A 21,213-nucleotide genomic window follows, 5' to 3' on the forward strand; every position below is an offset into this window, starting at 1 on the left:
AGTTGAGTGACGGTGAGGAAGCTACTATTGATAAAAAATTGTCATGCTGAAGAACGAAGCATCCTGAAACCTTGCTTACCACTCTGCTGCGTCAGATTCTTCGCTGCGCTCAAGGATGACAAATGGAGCTACCATAACGCGATCTAAACTATAACGAAAGTTTACAAAGGTTAACATAATTCAAACAACAAAATTTAAGTATTTGATTATCAATAATTTATACATTTACTTAAAATAATATAACTGGAAGATCTGTGCGCATTGTCAAGCCTGCATTTCATTAGGACAGGCGGTGTGCTGAATGAAAGCCAGTGGATGTTACTTTCTTTTTTCCGCAAAAAGAAAGTAACCAAAGAAAAACTCCCGGCTGTGGGTATCGTCTAGGTGGGGTTTGTGCTCAGGCAGGGACAGTAGCTCCCGGCGATTCCCAATGCCGGTTGAGGAAAGGTTATTTAGGGTTCATCGTTGCAAGATAACATGAGCGATTTTCATCAAACTGATTGTAGGTTCTTTATCTGCTTTCGCCACAACAGTAATGCAGAAGTCAAAAAAAGTATGGTAAAGATCAAACCATAAAGTTTGACACCAGACTCATCCGTTTTATTGGGTAAAACCATCTCTGCCAATAAAATGACCAGAAACAAGTCGACAACAGCGATCAGCAATGGAATAAACGGGAGCATGTATAACTTTACACCGCGCACTAATAAGTAAAGACTGATCAGATAGATGTAACTTATAGCAAGGATCATTTGCAGGCAATAGACTATGTTATCCCCTTTCAGATGCTCATATTTCTTATGTGTATCCCGCCAGTAAAAACAGAAGAACATCATCGCCAAAAAATAGACCGACGACAGAATGAGAAATTTCGACCGGAGAGATAACCGCATGTTGAGGGGATAATTATGAATATGATAGTTGACTCACGGTAGGGTTAGTTGGCCTCAACCGAGTGCCCATGAGACTACAAGAACGCGCTCATTTTTAATTTGGAATTGGTTTGGCATCAAGTACGTCAATTATCTGTGTCTTGTCAGTTACCGTCATTTTGAAGCCTGTTTTTGTTGACACCACCGATCCCGTAATGCAAAGCGGAGCAAATTTCTTGATCAATTTTATTTTCTGATCATCACTACGGCATTTTCCAAGTTTGCAAAAAACCTGTAATCGTTTCGAGCTATCATCCGAAAACATTGTCAGTACCACTAACTTTGTCTGTGCGAAATAATCAACCCTGTCAACAACGCCGCAAATTTCAACTGCTTTTTTGCTTATCGTTATATCTTTAATATTATAAGACTGAGGCTTATTTTTTTGACATATTCCGCTTAAGCTGAATCCAATAACGAAAGTGATCAGGCTAATTATATGTTTCATTTTAAAAGTAGGCCCTCAATACAACTTTATTAAAGTTAGCAATATTTTGAAAACGAACGGTCCGGCATTTCATCGGTCGGTGTAGCCCTGCTCTACACTGCAAGCCCTCCTTGAGGTCGGGGCTTTTCGTTGCGATCAGGTTTATTTCCGAGAGGTTTGCTCAATGTGGCAGCAAAACAAGCCCTGGTGAACTTGTATCAGCACCTCATCTGCAAAGCAGATGTACAATGTTGATCTATATGATGGGTTTCTGAAACAAGTTCAGGATGACGGGAATGGCTTTATTAAAGCCTACTGCTCCATCATAATTTCCTTAGCCATCACCATGGGTACGCTGATGTACTTTTTCTCCATGTAATTCATCACCTTTTCCAGGATCAGGCGAGATTGTTCGTCCATGCCTTGTACCTCTTCGGCGAAGACGCTGTTGATGGCGGTTTGGCGGATCTCTTTGATCTTGATAGGAACTTCGCGCATGGCCAGTTCAACACGGCGTTGTTTTAGTTGCGGAAGGAATTCGGTGATGTTCTGGTCGATGATCTTTTCGGCGTGTACCAGTTCCTGATAACGTTCCTGGATGTTCTTTTGGGCGATCTCGTTAAGCGAGTGCACCTCTATAAAGTTAACCGGGTATTGCTCTAAGATCTCGGGAGCGGTATCGTTAGGGATGGCTAAGTCTACAATGGTCTTTTTGTCGGTCTCGCCGTTCAATAAAGACTTGTAGATCTCGGTAGTGATGATCGGCTGGGTGGCCGATGTGCAGGTAATGATCACATCAAAACCTTTATTGTATGTTTTAAGCGCTTCAAGATCATAAGCCTCGCCGTTAAGATCAGCGGCTAACTCTTGCGCTTTACTTAACGTACGGTTAAACACCGCGAAGTTAGAGTACTTATGCTTTTGAAGATACTTAGAGATATTGCGGTTGGTCTCGCCGGCGCCAATGATGATCACACGAGCGTTGGTGCAAAGCTTAAGGTCTTTAAGTTTACGATAAGCAAGAGATACGACTGATATCGGATTTTTAGAGATGTTGGTGTAAGTGTAAACCTCTTTAGCGGCTTTAACAGCGCAGTTCATCACCATACGCAGGTAATCACCGGTAAGGCCGGCTATGCGGGCGCTTTCATAAGCTTTGCGTACCTGGGCTAATATCTCCTTCTCGCCTACTACCAAACTTTCTAAACTGCAAGACATGCGCAGCAAGTGGTTCAGCGCTTCCTGCTCTTCAAAAATGCAGGCAGCATCAGCAAAATACTTTGATGCATGCGAGCAGATACCGATCTCCATCGATTCGATGAACTTTTTGGCAAAGTCTTTGGTGATGTTTTGCTCGGTGGCCATTACAAAGGCAACACGGTTACAGGTAGCCAGGTAAAATATCTCGGGAATATTGAACTCGTCTTTGATCTGTTGAAGTTTTGGCGTAAGGTCTTCCTGACAAACTACCAGCTTCCCCAGTTCCTTCAACTCGACTTGTTTGTGCGTAAAAGCTATTACCTTTAGATACTTCAAAGCAGTAAAAAATATTAACGGAACAAATTTAAGGGTGGGTATCGGTTGCAATGTCAACACTTTGTCAAACACGGTAATTTAGAATGCTTATAAACAAATAGTTAATAGACTAAAAAACAGTGCATTAAAAATAAAAAACATCCACTTTCTGACCATTTACGTACATAAGTCAATGACTTTTTTCAAAAAGACTTTTCTCATCCTCCAGATAATCCTTTATGCAGCCGCGGGGATCAACCATTTTGTGCATCCCGCGTTCTACATCGCCATTATTCCGCATTACATCCCTTATCCAACATTAATGAATACGCTGGCCGGCCTGGCAGAGTTGCTTTTAGCTACGATGCTGATCTTTGAGCGGACGCGCAAATGGGGCGCATGGGGCATTATTTTGATGCTGATCGCTTTTATGCCGGTCCATATCCAAATGCTGATAGATGCGCCGATGACGTTAGGTAAATTGCATGTGACCAAATTTGGTGCGTGGATAAGGATATTATTTCAGCCGGTGCTGATCGCTTGGGCGGCTTGGTATATTCGTGATAAGCGAATAAAAACCTAACTTAGTTCCCATTTTAAATCAGCATGAAGATCTATCACATCCAAACCCGACCTAACATTAAATTACGAATAATTGCCACCTTAATAGATTACGGGATCTATTTTACAGTTGCGATAACTTATATTATGTTTTTTGGGGAGGAAAATGGCAACGGTACAACGTCGGTTAATGGGCTTGCTGCGCTACCCGTATTTATCCTTTGGTTTCTGTACTTTGTAGTTACCGAAGCCGTGAACCAAGCTACTCCGGGGCACGATATCTGCAAATTGAAAGTGGTGGGAATGAAAGGTGAAAAGATAGGCTTTACACAAGCTTTTAAACGCCGAGTGGTAGATCCGATCGACCTACTGCCATATGGCATCCCAGCTTTCATTTGTATCAACAAAACACCTAAATACCAAAGATTGGGCGATCTATTTGCCGAGACATTAGTAGTAAAACGATCGGATATCGTAGAAGAAGAGGTTTCATTTTAGGCCTTAGTCAGCCGACTGTCAAAACCAACTGACCTTTTTATAAAAATGGTCAGTCTGGGTGTAACAATTTGCCGGGACGGTATCTAATAACAACATTTGCCACTTACATTGGTTGCATATTAAACGCATATTCAGAATTACCATGTCCATAGCCGGATCCCAAAAGAAAGAAGGAAAATATATTAACCTGGAGCCTACGCCTGATGGTTTCGATAATCTATTTAAGATCATTAAAGAGAACATTAACAACAAAGCCGAGAATACCCCACACAAAAGGCTTGGACCATTCCATACCGATAAAAGCATCTATGACACCCCGCCTGCCGATGGCTTGCGCATAACCCTGATCGGCCACTCCAGTTTAATTATAGAGATAGACGGCAAACGCATCCTTACCGATCCGGTTTGGAGCGAGCGGGTATCATTCACCCAACGTATGGGGCCTAAGCGGTTCTTTGCACCGCCGATAGCTTTGCAAGATCTGCCCAAGCTGGATGCGGTGATCCTATCGCACGACCATTACGACCATTTGGATAAGGCCACCATTCAACATCTGGCCAAAGCGAACCCTCAATTACCATTCTTTACCTCAATGGGTGTGGGTAAATATCTGGCGCAATTCGGTGTTGCCAAAAATTTTATTACCGAAATGGATTGGGGCGATAGCGCGATGATTGATAATCAGATCGTGATCACCGCTACCCCGTCGCGCCATTTTTCGGGCCGCGGTATGTTTAACCGTAACGAAACCTTATGGTCATCTTTCGTGATCAAAGGGCCACAGCATAATATCTTCTTCGGGGCCGATTCGGGTTACTTTGATGTATTTAAAGATATCGGCAACATCTTCGGTCCGTTCGACCTCACCATGCTTGAAATTGGAGCCTACGGCCAATACTGGGCCGATATACACATGGGTCCCGACCATGCCAGCAACGCGCACTTGGACCTGAAAGGTAAAGTAATGATGCCTATCCATTGGGGTACATTCAACCTGGCCCCGCATGCCTGGTATGAGCCGATAGAACGTTTAGTAAAATTTGCAGAGCAGAAAAATATTGACCTGTTCGTCCCCTCGCCGGGGTTGCCTACCGATGTGCAGGCTAACTATAACTCTAATTGGTGGAAGCCATTTATGGGTTAATAACGGCGTACAGATATCCTGTCCCGATATTTCTATCAAGTGTGTAATGATACCATCGGGCGCTGCTTACTTAGTGCAGCGCTCGATCAACCATTCATTGATCACTATGGTCCAGTTGTGGCAAAACATGTTTTTAACTTTTTTATTACAACAGCCACATCCTGAATAAGTTCTGATAAAATTGAAAATTTGTTTTGCTTTTCTTATTTAAAACTAATAATTTAGTTTTCGTGAATGAAGAGCTAAATAACATCCGCCTGAAATTTAACTGCCCGACCGATTGGAACGAGATGACCAACACCACGGGCGGCAGGCATTGCAACAGTTGCAACAAAACAGTTTACGACTTCACCGATGCCCGCCCTTAAGAGTTCTTGCAGATATTAGCCGAGAACAATAACAATATTTGCGGCAGATTTCGAGCCGAGCAGATGGCCCCCACCCATATCCCCGTTTGGAAAAAGTGGTTATCGGCTGCATTGGTATTGATAGGAATAAATGTGATGAACAACCAGGCTCACGCACAAGGCGTGCCGTTGAAAGCAAAGCACATTGTGATCGATGACAAGAAAGCGACCACAGACGAAGAAATATTTACAGGTTTTATTGCCGGTCCGAAATATAATAAAATGCCGGAATTTCCGGGCGGAGAGAAGGCGATGTTCAGCTACCTTCCCAAACATCTCAATTTTAAGAAAGGGCAAAAGCAAGGAAAAGTATACGCTGCTTTTGACGTAGCAAAAGATGGATCGCTGACCAATTTTAAAATACTAAGGAGCTTGAGTCCCAAACTTGATAACGACGTGATCAATGCATTAAAGGCTTCCCCGAAATGGAAACCGGCGATATTGAAAGGCAAGCCAGTAGCTTTTAGTAGCTACGTTATCCCTGTCAACTTCAGCAAAGATTAAGCCTCCACCGGCTCTATCCAGTTCCCATCCTCGCGGATGATATTGATCAGTTCATCCAGCGCGTTTGTCGATGATACATTCTTTTTAACCACTTCCTTGCTACGGTAAAGCGTCACCTTACCCGGGCCGGAACCTACATAACCATAATCAGCATCGGCCATTTCGCCGGGGCCGTTAACAATGCAGCCCATAATGCCGATCTTAAGCCCTTTCAGGTGACTGGTGCGGCTGCGGATCATCTGTGTGGTCTCCATCAGGTCGAACAACGTACGACCACAACTTGGACACGAGATATATTCGGTTTTAGATATCCTTGAACGGGTAGCCTGCAAAATACCAAAGGCTGTTGAAGTGATAGCCGAGGTCTCTACTTCAGGAGCGTCTATCCAGATGCCATCACCAAAACCATCGACCAAAAGGGCTCCCAGATCTGTAGAAGCGTAGAGTTGCAACAAAGTCTGAAGCCCCGAGTCTGAAGTCCCAAGTCCTTCTTCTGACTTAAGACTTTCGGCTAAAGAATTGTAAACTCTCCTTGATATCACCGGCACCTCCAACCCCATCTGCTCCAGTTTAAAAAAGAATTCACGCTGATCGGCCATGCCGTGCGCCTCGCTGGTCTCCAAAACAAACACCAGCGATCTATCTAATGGTATCGAACCGAAAGCTTCACCATCCAGCTCGGCATTGGTAATGCGGACCAAATTCATAGCTGATGAACGGTCGGTATCTGCCGCCACGTATTCGTCAAGCGAGAACAGCGGATGGCATTGCATCTTATCGGTCAGCTTTTGCCAGGTAGCGTAATTGTATAGCTGCTTGATATTGCCAGGCATATTGAACGACGGTAGCTCATCGGCAAAGAAAACAAAGTCTACCGACTGCTCGCCCATATTGAACTTATCCAAGATCGGCGAGTAGATATATCCCGCGGCTTTCAATATGCCGGGATCTTTCAAATTAGCTTTAGACAGATCTACCACCACCCTCGGCACCATGTGTCCGCCGATAAAAGCGTTGGCCTCGTAAGTGTGGCGTTTTTTGTATTCGTAAGGGTTATGGTTCAAGTCCGAAGCCTGAAGTCCGAAGTCTGAAGTCCCTCCTTCTGACTTTTGACCTTTGACTAAAGACTTACGACTTGTATAACGTTCCACCAACGCCCTCGCCACCGGTGCTTCTGCTTCGGGTTCTTCGGTCAGGGATACGCGGACGGTATCGCCTAAGCCATCCTCTAACAGAGTACCTATACCCACAGCTGATTTGATGCGACCGTCTTCGCCGTCGCCGGCTTCGGTAACGCCTAAGTGCAACGGGTAGTTCATGTTCTCGGCCACCATGGTCTCTACCAGTAAGCGGTAGGCTTGCACCATCACCTGCGGGTTGCTGCTCTTCATGCTTACCACCAGGTTATAATAATTCATAGCCTCGCACATGCGGATGAACTCCATCGCCGATTCGACCATGCCCTGCGGGGTATCGCCGTAACGGCTCATAATGCGGTCGCTTAACGATCCGTGGTTAGTACCGATACGCATAGCGGTGCCGTATTCTTTACAGATATTTACCAATGGGGCAAACTTGGTATTGATGCGTTCCAGCTCGGCTTGGTATTCCAGGTCGGTATAGTCTATCTGGTCAAATTTCTTTTTATCAGCATAGTTGCCGGGGTTCACGCGCACTTTTTCTACTATGCGGGCTGCAACCTCGGCAGCATTAGGTGTAAAGTGGATATCGGCCACCAGGGGTGCGGTGTAGCCACGGGCGCGGAGTTGTTTCTTGATCTCGGCCAGGTTATTGGCCTCTTTAATGCTTGGGGCGGTGATGCGAACATACTCGCAACCGGCATCTATCATACGGATGCTTTGCTCTACCGTACCAATGGTATCCATGGTGTCGGTAGTGGTCATACTTTGTATTCTGATAGGGTTATTTCCGCCTAACGGAACATCGCCTACGGTCACCTCGCGGGTAACAAAGCGCGAATATTCGGTCAGCGAATTACAATATCTACCGGGCAATCGCTTTATAGCATCAGCATTCATGCCGGCAAATTTACGAATAAGGTTTTAGGTTGTGATGACGAATTAAACCTATATATTTGATGCCAGACCGTACCAATTATTTTATGAAACGCTTTTTACTTTGCTTAACGGCCGCCGGCCTTTTATTCAGCTGCAAACCCAAAACCCTTATCGAAGAATATAAGCCCATCGTACAAGGCGTGTGGGTAAAAAAACAATACCTGGATTCGGTGATCTTTACCAAAGCACCTGCGTCCGTGCCTCAAAATGACAACGAGGTCATTATACTTTACATCGATACAAAAGATATTAAAGGTGATAGTTTGACGTTCTATGTTGGCAAAGCGAACCACGCTTTTGTTGCAGCAGGGCTGTATTTCAGGCCGGGTAAAGATCCACGGCGCATAAAGATAGCAGACTCGGAAGTTGATTATACGATCAACGGAAAAGACACATTACTTAATATACATTTTGAGCGTGGCGGTAAGCCCCAAGTGATCTCATATATTAAAGTGGCGCAGACCCGCGAAAAACAAAAGATCGGCGAGGGGCTGGACTATGCCCTCAATAAAGAATTGTTTGCCGGCAAATACGAGCTGAAGGATGGCTCGGGCGTTAAAGAGGTTGAATTTACCGTTGATGGTAAAGTGACCGGCCTTGGAAAATTAAAGACCTATTACGTTAATAACGACTTCGTGATCGGTGGTCACAACGTGGATGGTCTTACATTTGACATGGCTGACTCTACTAAGACCAGCGGCCTGGCGTTCAAGATCAAAGGCGACACGCTGGATCTTTACAACACCAGCGTCGACACGGTTAAACAGACCACTACGATCGCTGATATTAAATACCACCTGGTACGAAAAAAAAAATAAACAGACAAAGAACCCCGACCTTACACAGGCCGGGGTTCTTTATTTTAAGTAAGTACCGATCTTAGCTTTTAGCGCTCAGCAAGAATTTGTCCAGCTGTTGCTTAGTACTATCGAAAGTGAACTGATCCCGAAGCGTGTAGAACCGCTGTTTATCTGCCGTGCGGTCGTAAGCTATTTTGGCTACGGCCAGTTTCTCGTCGTCGAAGGTCATCAGGCGCAACAGCTGGCCCAGTTGCGATACCGTGATCAGCTTATAATGCACCCCAAGCTTGAATACTCGTGTACGGCCATCGGCAAAGGCTTCCTTGCGCATCAGATCTTGTAATTGCATAAAGTCATTTTCGCTCATGATCCTTTGCCTGCGCCTGTCGCGGCGGTCGTTGTCGGTCATGCTTAACAAGGTCCGATCAAACCGCTCTTTCGAACTACTGAAGGCCAAACTTTCGCGCAGGCGATAGAATTGCTGCACATCGGCCGTGCGCGGGTACAACATGGTGAGCCAGTCCAGCTTGTCATCGTCGAACGCGGCCTGCTTGATCAAAACTTGTGCCTGATCTACCGTTATAAAACTATTCTGTAAGCCCAGGCGCAGCACGGTCTTTTTGTCCAATGCGAAGGGTGCTTTCCTCACGCTTTGTTGTAGCAGTTCAAAGTCGTTACGACTTAATACGCGGATCACATATGGCCGGTCGCTGTCGCGATCCCGGCGTTCAAGGTCTTGGGCTTGGGTGGTGGCTACCGTACCGAGTACCAGCAGCGCTAATATCATTTTTTTCATGATGATCTATGATGTGTTAAAGGTTGAGCGGTCGATATCTACCAGTCGTGTTTTTCTGTATGACGCTAAAAACCGCCCAGGGTTAACAGTACAAAAAAATAAATTTTCTGTACCGAAAGTCTGGATTCTTTTTTGTATATTTGATACACATCAACGGCCTCTTCAGCTACCTGTCACGTCCACAATTATTTTCACCCCCCCATCGCGTACACGATGATATTGACCCCGAACTTGGTATTATCCTCGGACAGGAAACGCTTGTTGCGAAAATCGTAATCCCACTCGCAGCCATAGTCTTTGTTTGAGTAAAGTACGCCTATGCGGCTGTTCACCTCAATGGCTTTCAGATAATCATGTACTAAGTCATCGCCCCAACCATTCAGTTCGAAGCCGGTATTTGGCGGTCCTTTCTCAAACTTAAAGAACGAGCGGTAGATAGGGTGCGAGTTAGGGATCTTTTTTAAGGCCGATGCCCCGAACAGCGCCGCCATCTGCGCCTCAAAAGACCGGGCGAACAAGCCATCGATATCGTGATTGCAATCGTCTACAAATACAAAACCGCCGTTCTGCACGTACTTTTTAAAGTTGGCCCGTTCCTGTGCATCAAATTGCACCAGCTTGTGGCCGCTTAGGTAAAAGAAAGGGTAATTAAAGATATCGGCACTGCTTAGCGGCACCACTTTCTCTTTTTGGTCGAAGGGAATGGTGGTGTATTCCAGCAGTGAGTTAAGGATATTGGAGGGCATGCGTTGGTCGGTATCCCAGTCGCCGGAATGATAGCTAAAACGCGCGAAAGTAAATTTGGGACCCGATGCCATATCCATGCGGCCTAAAGTAGTACAAAATTTTATGCGACTAACACTTTTGTTTAGCGGATCTGTAATTTTCGCGATACTCTTTTGGCTTTTTGGCAACAACGGTGGCAGGTTATGGCAAAAGCATCTTATATTGTGGATCGATAAGGTGCAATAACCCCAACACGACCTATGACTGCCGAACTGACGGAAAAAGATATCAAAACCCTGCTGGATAAACTCCCGCTGCTAAAGACCGAGATACAAAAAGTAATTGTTGGTCAGGATGCCATCCTCGACGAACTTTTGGTAGCCTTCCTTGCCGGGGGCCATTGCTTGTTAGAGGGCGTACCCGGACTGGCCAAAACGCTGATCGTAAAAACCATGTCGCAGGCCTTGCACCTGGCTTTCCGCCGTATTCAGTTCACGCCGGATCTGATGCCTACCGATATCATCGGTACCGAGATATTAGAAGAGGACCACGCCACGGGCAAACGCTTCTTTAAGTTCAATAAAGGTCCGCTGTTCGCCAATATTATTTTGGCCGACGAGATCAACCGAACGCCGCCAAAAACGCAATCGGCCCTATTAGAGGCCATGCAAGAGTTTGAGGTGACCTACGGCGGGCAAACCTATCCGTTGGACAAGCCGTTCTTTATTTTAGCAACGCAAAACCCTATCGAGCAAGCAGGTACTTATCCCCTGCCCGAAGCTCAGCTGGATCGCTTTCTGTTATTGATCAAGATAGGCTATCCTACCGATCAGGAAGAATTCGATATCCTTAACCGCACCACAGGCACAAAAAAGGCCGACGTGCAAGCCATCATTACCGCCGAAGAGATACAGCAAGCACAAACGTTAGTGAGACAGGTGAACATCAGCGAGGATCTGGTGCGATACGTCAGCAACATCATCCGCGCCACACGCCCCGATACAACAACGGTAGCCTACGTAAAAGAATGGGTACGCTGGGGCGCAGGCCCACGCGCCGGGCAGGCTTTGATCTTGACCGCCAAGGCACGGGCGTTACTGAAAGGCCGCTACTCGGTATTGCCGGAGGACATCCACGCCATGGCCCCGCCGGTACTTCGCCACCGCATCTTGATGAACTTTAAGGCCGAGGCAGAAGGCATCACATCGGACAGGGTAACGGAGAAATTGATAAAGCAGATCAAGATATGATGTACAGATATGCGGAGTGCGCATGTGCAGAATAACGTTAGCACCCCCTAATCTCTGATCAACTAATCTCTAATCACTGAGCATGTTAGACCCCAAAGTCCTCCTTTCCATTAAAGACCTCCCCTTATTGGCCAAAACCGTAGTGGATGGTTTTATGAACGGCTTTAACAAAAGCACCGTTAAGGGGCCCGGTCTGGAGTTCAGTCAGTATCGCAGTTATCAACCCGGCGATGACCTGAGGTGGTTGGATTGGCGGATGTTCGCCCGGTCGGACAGGTATTACATCCGCGAATCTGAGGTGGAGACCAGTATCTCCGTACGCTTTTTGATAGACGCGAGCGCGAGCATGGCGCATGATGATAACGGCATCGTTAAGATAGACTATGCACGTACCATGGCGGCCTCGCTGGCTTATCTGGCTAACCTACAGGGCGACGCGGTGGGGCTTTATGTATTTCAGGATGGCGGGCTGTTCTCGCTGGCCTCACGACCTGATCCGCAGCATTTAAAGCGATTCTATTATCAGTTAGAGCAGATCCACCCCTCGGGCAAGTTTACCCAACCGATGGGATACAAAGAACTATTTGTAGGCGCAGGTCGACGGGAACTGTTGGTCTTTATAACCGATATGTATCAGGAGAACGGCGAGATCAGCAAACTATTGGATCAGCTGGCAGCCCTCAGGCACGAAGTGATCGTTTTTCAACTAATGGGTCATAACGAACTGACTTTAGACTTTAATGGTGCATCAACCTTAGAGGATCTGGAGACCGGCGCGACCATCGAAGTAAGCCCGGCAACGACAAAAGCTTATAAAGAGAATTTGCAGCAGTACCTGGCCAACATCCGCATGGAATTATTGAGTAAGCACATCGCCCATACGCTGATAGATACCTCCGAACCGCTGGATAAAGCGTTGAGGGACTTTTTGAAACAACGAAATGCCATCTGACCAGGCCCCCCTAACCCCCTAAAGGGGGAACACTTATTAAAAATGATAAAAAAGTTTAAACATATCGCACTCCTTGCCTTCACCTTTAGTGGGTCGGGAGGCTTTATAAACTCCCCCTTTAGGGGGCTGGGGGGCTTATGCTTTTAGCTTCTCCGCTTTGGCTTTTCGCGCTGGCTGCTATCGGCATCCCGGTGGTGATCCATTTATGGAACATCCGCCCGGGGCGGACGCTAAAAGTGGGGAGCATTAGCTTGTTTAAGGAGTCGTCGCCTAAAAGCAGTCGAAGTTTTAAGTTGACGGATATCTTGCTGTTAGCCTTGCGTTGCTTTTTGTTAGCGTTGATCGTCTTGCTATTTACCGGGCCGGTATGGAAGCAAAGATCAGAAGCTGGTATCATCAAGGGTTTGATCTTGATACCCGGGGCTAATTTGACAGAGACCTACCGAACTTTTCAGCCCAAAATAGACTCGTTGATCAAAGCCGGCTATGAGCCCCGTTATTTTAGGGCTGACCTCAAAATGATCGATCTGCAAAAGGACTTAAAAACCGGTGGCACCGGATGGACAGATGATATGAACTATTGGACGGTATTAAAACAAGTGCAATTCAAAGTTAACAGAACTCTGCGGTTGCAGATATTTACACCAAACGCGATAAGCCATTTTGAGGGCGAAAGACCAACAACCTCGCACTACATCAACTGGAACAGTTATACGCCGATATACAGGAACGAGCACGGAGCCGCTCCGCCTGATGCCGCCGCTTGGATAGCCGGTGCATGGCTGACCCAGGCAGGTGATATCCGTTTGATCAAAGGCACTGCTAACTCGACCGGTACAGCTTTTGAATATGATAATGCCGCCATCGGCGCTGTAAGTACCAAATATATTACCGGAGTTGGTGCGCCTGGTGAACCTTATATCAGTCTTAAGAGTGACCCAGAGGTGGAGATAACGGTAGATACCGCGTATAAATATGTGGCTATTTACGCAGATGACAAGCAAGACGCCAATTACCTGCGCTCGGCACTGCAGGCTGTTGCACAGTTGACCCAACAAAAGACCATGATCAGGATGTACGATCGTCCACAGGCCATCCCGCCCGAACAGGACTGGCTATTTTGGTTGAGCGACAAACCTATTGGCGCGGACAACCGTCAGCATAAAAACGTTTTCAAGTATGATACAGGCAAGATCTTGGTCGATGAAAGCAGGTTGAGCGACCATAACAGTGGCCTTGCTCCACAAGGTGAAACAACGATACGCTTGCATCGCAGGATAGCAAGCTCATTAAAAGGCGAACCAATTTGGACCGATAGTTACGGCAATGCGATATTGACTAAAGAGATGGGTACGACAAACGTCTATCACTTCCGGTCACGCTTTAACCCGCAATGGAGCGACCTGGTTTGGAGCGAAGAGTTCCCTAAATGGATAATGGGGCTGACCGATAACATTAAAACTAAGGCAAGCACCCATGAACGCCGGGCTTTGGCCGAAGCGCAGATACAACCAATATTTACTAATAACGCGCCCAAAGCAGGCGGCCCGAACACCGCCGACAGCCCCCTAAACAACTATCTATGGGTAGCCTTGGCGATCACATTTATGGCCGAACGTTGGCTATCCACGCGAAATAACCGCATACCGACAAATGATTGAGCACACCGGCATACATAAGATCAAAAGCTTACGGCGCAATTGGATACTTGCCCGAACTGCAGCCGCTGTGCTATTAGGCATAGCTACCGCTTTGCTGATCTTGCTGATCAATTTTGTGATCTACGGACGACACCTATTCGCACCGTTGCTGCCGGTCATGATCTTGGTGATGAGTTTGGCCTGTTTCCTGATGATGTTTAAGCCATGGAAGTTGAGCTTAGCCACCGTATTATCTTTTCTGGACAGGCAATATCCCGCTTTAGAAGAAAGTACAGGCCTGATGTTTCGCAATCCTGAAGAAATGACCTTGCTACAACGCCTGCAGATCGACAAGATCGGGCCTGAACTTAGCCGTATATCATCGTGGCATAAGGCCTTTTTAAGGGAGTTATGGATCGCTTTGGCGGTACTGATAGCCGTAGTTTGTGCTATAAAATTGGCAGATAAGGTGGTTGTGGTAAAGACTGTTACAGGCGATAATATCCTGCGCCCTGTAAAAGACATTAAGCCCGAAAAGGTATTGCCGGAGATCTCTTCGCTTAAGCTGACCATCCATCCGCCCGCGTATACCGGCAAGGCGAGCTATTCGCAAGATAAATTTACGATACGGGTCGAGGAAGGCTCGACGGTAAGTTGGAGCATCAAAACCAATATTGAAGTATCCAAGCTGACCCTGATATTTAACGATAAGGAGCTGATCAACTTAAAGCCGGATGCTGACTGGAAAAGCTGGACCGGATCGAGAGCGATCAACAAGCCCGGCTTTTATCAGATAGCTATCGACGGCAAACTGTCCGACCTTTACCAGATAGAGACCATTAAAGACGCGCCGCCCGTTATCCATATCAAAACACCAAAACAATATACTTATATCGACGCGGGTGAGAAACCGCTCATTAACCTTATTGCAGCGTTAAATGACGACTACGGCCTGTCATCAGCTCTGATCCACGCCACGGTAGCCAAAGGCAGCGGCGAGGGAGTTAAATTTAAGGACTACAGTATTCCATTCGGTGCAAGCGGCAGGTCGTCACAATTGCAGCACATTTTTGATCTGCCTAAACTGAATATGGAGCCCGGTGATGAACTATATTTTTACATCGAAGCCAAAGATAACCATCAGCAAAAAAGCCGTACGGAAGTTTATGCCGTTAACATTCAGGACACCGCTGCATTGCTGAGCATGGATGGTATCGTGAACGGCTCGGATGTGAAGCCCGAGTATTTCCGTAGTCAGCGGCAGATCATTATGGATACCGAAAAGTTACTGCGTGACAAGGATACGATGAGCCGCGAACGCTTCAATACAACATCAGGCAATATCGGGGCTGATCAAAAACTATTGCGGTTGCGCTATGGCAGATTTTTAGGGGAAGAAGATGAGTCTGACGTTGGCGGGCCGCCCGAAAACGATGAGCTCTCCAAACCCGAGAACTTCAGCAACGGCAAGATGATCTTGGACGCGATGACCGACAAGCATGATAATGCCGAGGATGCCGGGTATCTGGACCCATCTACCAAAGTCGCGCTAAAAGCTACCCTCAACGAAATGTGGCGGGCCGAACTGCATCTACGTATGTACAAACCGCAAGATGCTTTACCTTTTGAGTACAAGGCATTGCGTTTGTTGAAAGACCTGCAACAAAAATCTCGTGCCTATGTGGCAAAGACCACCTATAAACCAACGCCACTAAAAATGGAGAAACGCCTAAGCGGCGACCTGAGCAAAGTAGAGCAGCCATCTGATCATCAAATACTGAAACCTGCGATCGATCAATATGCGGACCTCAAACAAGCTGTACAGATCTTAGAGCAAGTAAAGCTAAACGGAAGCTATGCGATTACCGATAAACACATTCTGCAATTAGCCAAACAACAACTAAGCGCGAGGGCGGCGGCGCAACCCGGCATCTATCTTAAAGCAATCAGCGCGATGAATAGGATATTGTCGACCACAAAACCGACTTTGGCAGATGTTGAATTGGTAGAAAATGCTATTCAAAAGGTATTGCCAAAAGTTCCAGTCACGCCACAAAGCAACAGTAATTCTCCCGACATGGGCTTATCCAAAACGTATTATCAAAACCTAAAACGCAACAGATGATGAATTGGGATAATACGGTTTTGGTGGTGTGTGGAGTGATGGTGCTGATAGCCATTTACTTTGAATACCGCAGGGCGAACAAGCAGTATTTAGTCTTAAGGATAGTTGTTGTGATGTTGGCATTTGTTGGTCTGCTGGGGTTGATATACCCGTTTAAATATACTGCGGCTGTCAAAGCGAACGGCAAGCCCAAGATCTTGCTGACCGAAGGGTTCAATAAGGACAGTCTAGCAAGTTATGATAGTATTTTCACAACAGATCCTGCCGTTCATCAACAATATCCCAAAGCAAAATTGGTAACGACAGCGAGTGACCTTGCAACTGATAGCACACATTTGTCCCCTGTCAAAATATTGGGTTATGGCTTTGATGCAACATCGTTAAATGAATTAAAAGGCAATTTGTTAAGCTTTTTACCTTCTCCTATTCCTGATGGCTTTATTACTGCAAATTGGAGCACCGAGTTAAAGACCGGGCGAGCTTTTATTGTGCAAGGCATTTATAAAAACACTACTGACAAGCCATATCAGCTTTATCTTGATGGACTGAATACCCATTTGGATTCGACGACGATAAAACCCGGCACCAATACGTCGTTCGCATTAAAAACTACTCCAAAGCATGCCAGCAAAGCTGTTTACAAATTGACGGTGATGGATGGACGAGATACGGTCGAAAGCCAAAACATCCCTGTTTATATCGAACCTGCTCAACCTATCAAAGTGATGATGCTATCATCCTCGCCTGATTTTGAGGTTAAGTTCCTCAAAGACTGGCTGACATCCAAAGGCTACGGCGTCGCGTCGCGCACCGATATCAGCAAAGGCAAATTCGGGCAGGACTTTGTGAATGTGGATCAGGCTGATCTGTCGAAATTATCTCCGTCGATGTTATCCAAGTTTGATGCTGTAATTAGCGACCTATCGAGCGTAAGCAGCCTATCCACCGCTGAAAGCAATTATTTGCAAAATGAGATATCGCAAAAAGGACTAGGGCTGATCATCAGGTCGGATAGCATGGATAAAAAAAATGGCTGGTTACAAAGAAGCTTTCCGCTGATCAGATCAGGGAATGCTCCTTTAAAACCATCGGTGTTGGCGATAGCAGGCTCAATGAGAACGGCTAAACTCAACATCGCCCCTGATCGCATCGGTCTAAAAAATCACAGTCGCGCTTTGGTTACCGACGACCAGGGGAAGGCTTTGACGGCATCAGTATTGAGTGGTTCAGGCAGGCTAATATTTACAACGCTGAACGATACCTACACCTGGGCACTATCAGGTAATAAAGTAGACTATGCTAACATATGGTCGGCTTTGCTGGACGAGGCATTGCGCAAGTTGCCACTAAACAAAACCTGGCAGGTAGACACTCGCATACCAATGCCGGGGCAGCAAGTGAGCATCACGTACGAAGGGCAATTTCCAGCGAACGGCGTTGTCATTAACCAAGATCGGGTTTACGCTGCGCAGGATGCATCGATGCCGTTCCGTCAAAGTTTTATTTATTGGCCTGAGCATGCCGGATGGCAGCAAATCAAGCCCGAAAACGGCACACCCTTTTGGTGGTATGCATGGCCTAAAGCAAGCTGGAAAAGCATCGTAGCGGCGCAAAGAATCGCGGCGACGCAAAAATTTGTCGACCAAAATAAGGCGACTATCGGCGGTTCTCACCAAGTGAACGTAAAAACCAAGATACCGATATCCAAGATCTGGTTTTTTATCCTATTTTTAGTGGCGGCTACCTTTTTATGGGCAGAAAGCAAATTCTTTAGCTCGTAGCCGACACATCATCACAAAACTGAACACAAACTAACTCATATCATTAAAAAGGAGGACTAACTTTGAAACGCAGAGATTTCATTTTCCTATCGGGCCTCGGTGCAAGCGCTATGATGCTGCCCGACCTCTCGGCCTTTGGCAGGTCTATCGACCCGCAGCAATTGCTGGATCCGATAGACATCAAGACAAAAAAAATGCTGGCCGACATTGCCCTTAACAGTGCCAAAACCCTGGGCGCAAGTTATGCCGACGTACGCATCGGCCGTTACTTATCGCAGAACGTTTCTACCCGCGAGCAGCGCGTGCAGAACGTATCTAACAGCGAATCATTCGGCGTCGGCATCCGTGTGATTGCCAATGGTTGCTGGGGTTTTGCGGCTACCAATGATGTAACTAAGGACGGCATGGCTAAAACGGCCGCCCGTGCCGTTGCAGTTGCTAAAGCCAATGCCAAGATCGGCGGTAAACCTGTGGATCTGGCCCCGCAAAAAGGCTATGGCGAGGTTAGCTGGAAAGCACCGATAGAAAAGAACGCCTTCGAGGTGCCTATCAAAGAGAAAGTTGAACTGCTATTGGCAGCCAATGCCATCGCGATGAAAGGCGGCGCTAACTTTGTCAACTCGGGTATCTCTACGATCAACGAGCAAAAATATTTCGCGTCGACGGACGGCTCATACATCGATCAGGATATCCATCGTATATCGCCTAACTTCAGCGTCACCAAAAGTGACCCGACCACAGGCGAGTTCCAAACGCAATCGGCGCTGTCATCCCCGATGGGATTAGGCTTTGAATACCTGACACCTTCGGAATCCGAAAAAGTAAAAGGCATCGTTACCCGCTATAAACAGCGTTACGATATCTTGGAAGACATTGCCCAGGCAACTCGCAATGTTGGCGAAAAATTAAAGTCGAAGTCGGTTGAGCCGGGTAAATATGACCTGGTTTTAGACCCGTCTCACTTATGGTTGACCATTCACGAGTCTGTAGGTCACCCTACTGAACTTGACCGCGTGCTGGGTTACGAGGCTAATTTTGCCGGCACCAGCTTTGTATCGCTGGATAAGGTAAAGTCAGGCACGTTCAAATACGGCAGCGAACATGTGAATATCCATGCCGATAAGTTACAAAAAGGGTCCTTAGGCGCGGTAGGTTACGATGATGAAGGCGTAAAATGCGGCGAGTGGGAGATCATTAAAGATGGTATTTTGGTTGGCCTGCAAGCTACCCGCGATCAGGCTAAGGTGATGGGGCTATCCGCCTCGCAAGGTTGCTGCTATGCCGACGGTTGGGATTCGGTGCAGTTCCAAAGGATGCCTAACGTATCGTTAAAACCGGGCAAAACGCCAATGTCGCCTGATGACATGATCAAGAATGTAGAGAAAGGTATTTTCATTGTTAATAACGGTTCGTTCTCTATCGATCAGCAGCGCTATAACTTCCAATTTGGCGGTCAGCTGTTTTACGAGATCAAGAACGGCAAGATCGTTGGTCAGGTGAATGATGTGGCTTACCAGGCCAACACCCGCGAGTTCTGGAACTCGTGCACAGGCGTTTGCGATGAAAAGGATTACCGTTTAGGCGGATCGTTCTCTGATGGTAAAGGTCAGCCGCAGCAGGTGAGCGCCGTGTCGCACGGTTCGTCTACCGCACGTTTTAATGGGGTAAATGTTATAAACACTAAAAAGAAGATCGGGTAATAACCATGGCCATATTAACGAAAGAAGAAGCACAAGCTTTATTAAAGAAAGTGCTTAGTTACTCCAAAGCCGACGAGTGTGAAGTATTTGTAGGCGGCAGCATCGGCGGTAATATCCGTACGGCGCTTAACGCGGTTTCCACTGCAGGCGAGACCGATACCACCAGTTTATCGGTAAGCTCGACCTTTGGCAAAAAGACGGGATCTGCAAGTATTAACGAGTTTGATGATGCATCGTTAGAGAAAGTTGTTCGCCGCTCGGAAGAATTAGCTCAACTTGCTCCCGAGAACCCGGAGCACATGCCACCATTGGGCCCTGCAACATTCAAGGATTCTATAACTTTTAATGCAGACACCGCCGCCATGACACCGGACACCCGTGCCGACCTGATCGCTCAAAGTATGAAGGCGACCAAAGAAGCGGGTTTGGTACAAGCAGGCTTCTTAGAGAACTCATCAGGCTTTAGCGCGACCATGAACAATAAAGGCTTGTTCGCTTATAACAAGTCGTCGGGCGTTACTTTCTCTGTCACTACCCGCGATGATGCAGGCAGCATATCGGGCTATGCCGCACGCGGTTTTACCGACATTAAAAAGCTGGATACCTACGGCGCGACCAAGATCGCTACCATAAAAGCCAACGCGTCTAAAAACGCTAAAGCTATCGAACCGGGTAAATATACCGTGATATTGGAGCCGACCGCAGGAGCTTATATGTTGGAGAACATGTTCCGTTTTGACGCAAGGAGTGCCGAAGAAGGCCGTAGTTTCCTGAGTAAAAAAGGTGTTAAAGGTGCTACCCGTTTGGGTGATCAATTGGTGGATGAAAAAGTATCGATCTACTCCGACCCTTTTAACCCTGATCTGCCAAGCGGCACCTGGAGCGGCGATGGCTTGCCATTAGAAAAAACCTATTGGATAGAAAAAGGCATACTGAAAAACCTCAGCTACTCCCGTTACTGGGCACAGCAAAAAGGCGTTAAACCGGTGCCGGGTCCAAGCAATATCATTATGGAAGGCGGCAACAGCACGCTCGAAGAAATGATCGCAAGTACCGAGCGTGGTATCCTGGTTTCGCGCCTTTGGTATATCCGTATGGTGGATCAGCAATCACTAATGCTTACCGGCCTTACACGTGACGGTACATTCCTGATCGAGAATGGTAAGATCAAAGCCCCGGTAAAGAATTTCCGTTTTAACGAAAGCCCGATCATCATGCTGAACAATGTGGAAGCCTTGGGTAAACCCGAGCGCGCCATCAGCGTAGAAAGCTACCGCAGCTACATGATCCCGCCAATGAAGATCCGCGAGTTCAACTTTACATCGCTGAGCGACGCGGTTTAGTCGAGTCATTTGCCTGACGGCGTCATTCGCTTCG

Annotated in this window: 18 protein-coding genes; 13 read left to right on the forward strand and 5 right to left on the reverse strand. The window is 46.8% G+C overall.

Annotation, left to right across the window (positions count from 1 at the left end; translation table 11 throughout):
• Positions 1-987 precede the first annotated feature (987 nt).
• Together IRJ16_RS11580 and hemA are read right to left on the reverse strand one after the other, a co-directional pair.
• Positions 988-1,380 carry a hypothetical protein gene (locus tag IRJ16_RS11580; RefSeq protein ID WP_194111743.1) on the reverse strand — a complete coding sequence of 131 codons (393 nt, stop codon included), beginning with the start codon at positions 1,378-1,380 and terminating at the stop codon, positions 988-990.
• A gap of 291 nt (positions 1,381-1,671) precedes the next feature.
• Positions 1,672-2,895: a glutamyl-tRNA reductase gene (gene hemA, locus IRJ16_RS11585; protein ID WP_194111744.1), complete on the reverse strand. Its 1,224-nt coding sequence runs from the start codon at positions 2,893-2,895 to the stop codon at positions 1,672-1,674.
• Positions 2,896-3,067: 172 nt separating this feature from the next.
• Here hemA and IRJ16_RS11590 point away from each other — a divergent pair, with 172 nt between their 5' ends.
• The 5 genes from IRJ16_RS11590 to IRJ16_RS11610 all read left to right on the forward strand — a co-directional run bounded on the left by IRJ16_RS11590 (position 3,068) and on the right by IRJ16_RS11610 (position 5,988).
• Positions 3,068-3,457, forward strand: coding sequence for a DoxX family protein (locus IRJ16_RS11590; RefSeq protein ID WP_194111745.1), 390 nt, complete (start codon positions 3,068-3,070; stop codon positions 3,455-3,457).
• 23 nt (positions 3,458-3,480) lie between these two features.
• Positions 3,481-3,933 carry an RDD family protein gene (locus tag IRJ16_RS11595; protein ID WP_194111746.1) on the forward strand — a complete coding sequence of 151 codons (453 nt, stop codon included), beginning with the start codon at positions 3,481-3,483 and terminating at the stop codon, positions 3,931-3,933.
• A 142-nt stretch (positions 3,934-4,075) separates the two neighbouring features.
• Positions 4,076-5,077 (forward strand): MBL fold metallo-hydrolase, encoded by a 1,002-nt coding sequence (locus tag IRJ16_RS11600; RefSeq protein ID WP_194111747.1) that lies wholly within the window; start codon positions 4,076-4,078, stop codon positions 5,075-5,077.
• Between the two features lie 230 nt (positions 5,078-5,307).
• Positions 5,308-5,445, forward strand: a complete 138-nt coding sequence (locus tag IRJ16_RS11605) for a hypothetical protein (protein WP_194111748.1) — start codon at positions 5,308-5,310, stop codon at positions 5,443-5,445.
• Positions 5,446-5,451: 6 nt separating this feature from the next.
• A complete protein-coding gene (locus IRJ16_RS11610) occupies positions 5,452-5,988 on the forward strand; it encodes an energy transducer TonB (RefSeq protein WP_194111749.1) in 537 nt (178 codons plus the stop codon).
• On the opposite strand, the gene ispG is transcribed toward IRJ16_RS11610, so the two are convergent.
• Positions 5,985-8,027, reverse strand: coding sequence for a (E)-4-hydroxy-3-methylbut-2-enyl-diphosphate synthase (gene ispG, locus IRJ16_RS11615; protein ID WP_194111750.1), 2,043 nt, complete (start codon positions 8,025-8,027; stop codon positions 5,985-5,987). The two genes, IRJ16_RS11610 and ispG, sit on opposite strands and share 4 nt — an antisense overlap.
• An 83-nt stretch (positions 8,028-8,110) precedes the next feature.
• Between ispG and IRJ16_RS11620 the strand changes: the two genes are divergently transcribed.
• Complete coding sequence (locus tag IRJ16_RS11620; RefSeq protein WP_194111751.1) at positions 8,111-8,884, forward strand: hypothetical protein; 774 nt, start codon at positions 8,111-8,113, stop codon at positions 8,882-8,884.
• A gap of 61 nt (positions 8,885-8,945) precedes the next feature.
• On the opposite strand, the gene IRJ16_RS11625 is transcribed toward IRJ16_RS11620, so the two are convergent.
• Both IRJ16_RS11625 and IRJ16_RS11630 read right to left on the reverse strand, forming a co-directional pair.
• On the reverse strand, positions 8,946-9,662 hold the full coding sequence (locus IRJ16_RS11625; protein WP_194111752.1) for a DUF4476 domain-containing protein: 717 nt from the start codon (positions 9,660-9,662) through the stop codon (positions 8,946-8,948).
• A 191-nt stretch (positions 9,663-9,853) separates the two neighbouring features.
• Positions 9,854-10,486 (reverse strand): DUF4159 domain-containing protein, encoded by a 633-nt coding sequence (locus tag IRJ16_RS11630; RefSeq protein WP_228080071.1) that lies wholly within the window; start codon positions 10,484-10,486, stop codon positions 9,854-9,856.
• 162 nt (positions 10,487-10,648) lie between these two features.
• On the opposite strand from IRJ16_RS11630, the gene IRJ16_RS11635 reads away from it, so the two are divergent.
• From IRJ16_RS11635 to IRJ16_RS11665, 7 genes are all read left to right on the forward strand, one after another.
• Positions 10,649-11,638 carry an AAA family ATPase gene (locus IRJ16_RS11635; protein WP_194111753.1) on the forward strand — a complete coding sequence of 330 codons (990 nt, stop codon included), beginning with the start codon at positions 10,649-10,651 and terminating at the stop codon, positions 11,636-11,638.
• A gap of 82 nt (positions 11,639-11,720) precedes the next feature.
• Positions 11,721-12,590: a DUF58 domain-containing protein gene (locus tag IRJ16_RS11640; protein ID WP_194111754.1), complete on the forward strand. Its 870-nt coding sequence runs from the start codon at positions 11,721-11,723 to the stop codon at positions 12,588-12,590.
• A 137-nt stretch (positions 12,591-12,727) separates the two neighbouring features.
• Positions 12,728-14,251 carry a BatA domain-containing protein gene (locus tag IRJ16_RS11645; RefSeq protein ID WP_194111755.1) on the forward strand — a complete coding sequence of 508 codons (1,524 nt, stop codon included), beginning with the start codon at positions 12,728-12,730 and terminating at the stop codon, positions 14,249-14,251.
• Positions 14,244-16,355, forward strand: coding sequence for a DUF4175 family protein (locus IRJ16_RS11650; RefSeq protein WP_194111756.1), 2,112 nt, complete (start codon positions 14,244-14,246; stop codon positions 16,353-16,355). The genes IRJ16_RS11645 and IRJ16_RS11650 overlap by 8 nt, the downstream gene beginning before the upstream one ends.
• The gene (locus IRJ16_RS11655; protein ID WP_194111757.1) at positions 16,352-18,136 is read left to right on the forward strand and encodes a hypothetical protein; all 1,785 of its coding nucleotides are present in this window, start codon (positions 16,352-16,354) and stop codon (positions 18,134-18,136) included. Before IRJ16_RS11650 ends, IRJ16_RS11655 begins: the two co-directional genes overlap by 4 nt.
• Positions 18,137-18,198: 62 nt before the next feature.
• A complete protein-coding gene (locus IRJ16_RS11660) occupies positions 18,199-19,836 on the forward strand; it encodes a TldD/PmbA family protein (protein ID WP_194111758.1) in 1,638 nt (545 codons plus the stop codon).
• Between the two features lie 5 nt (positions 19,837-19,841).
• Positions 19,842-21,179, forward strand: a complete 1,338-nt coding sequence (locus tag IRJ16_RS11665) for a TldD/PmbA family protein (RefSeq protein WP_194111759.1) — start codon at positions 19,842-19,844, stop codon at positions 21,177-21,179.
• Positions 21,180-21,213: the final 34 nt, after the last annotated feature.

Origin of the sequence: Mucilaginibacter myungsuensis (assembly GCF_015222005.1) — a bacterium.
In the GTDB taxonomy this organism is placed as follows: Bacteria; Bacteroidota; Bacteroidia; order Sphingobacteriales; family Sphingobacteriaceae; genus Mucilaginibacter; species Mucilaginibacter myungsuensis.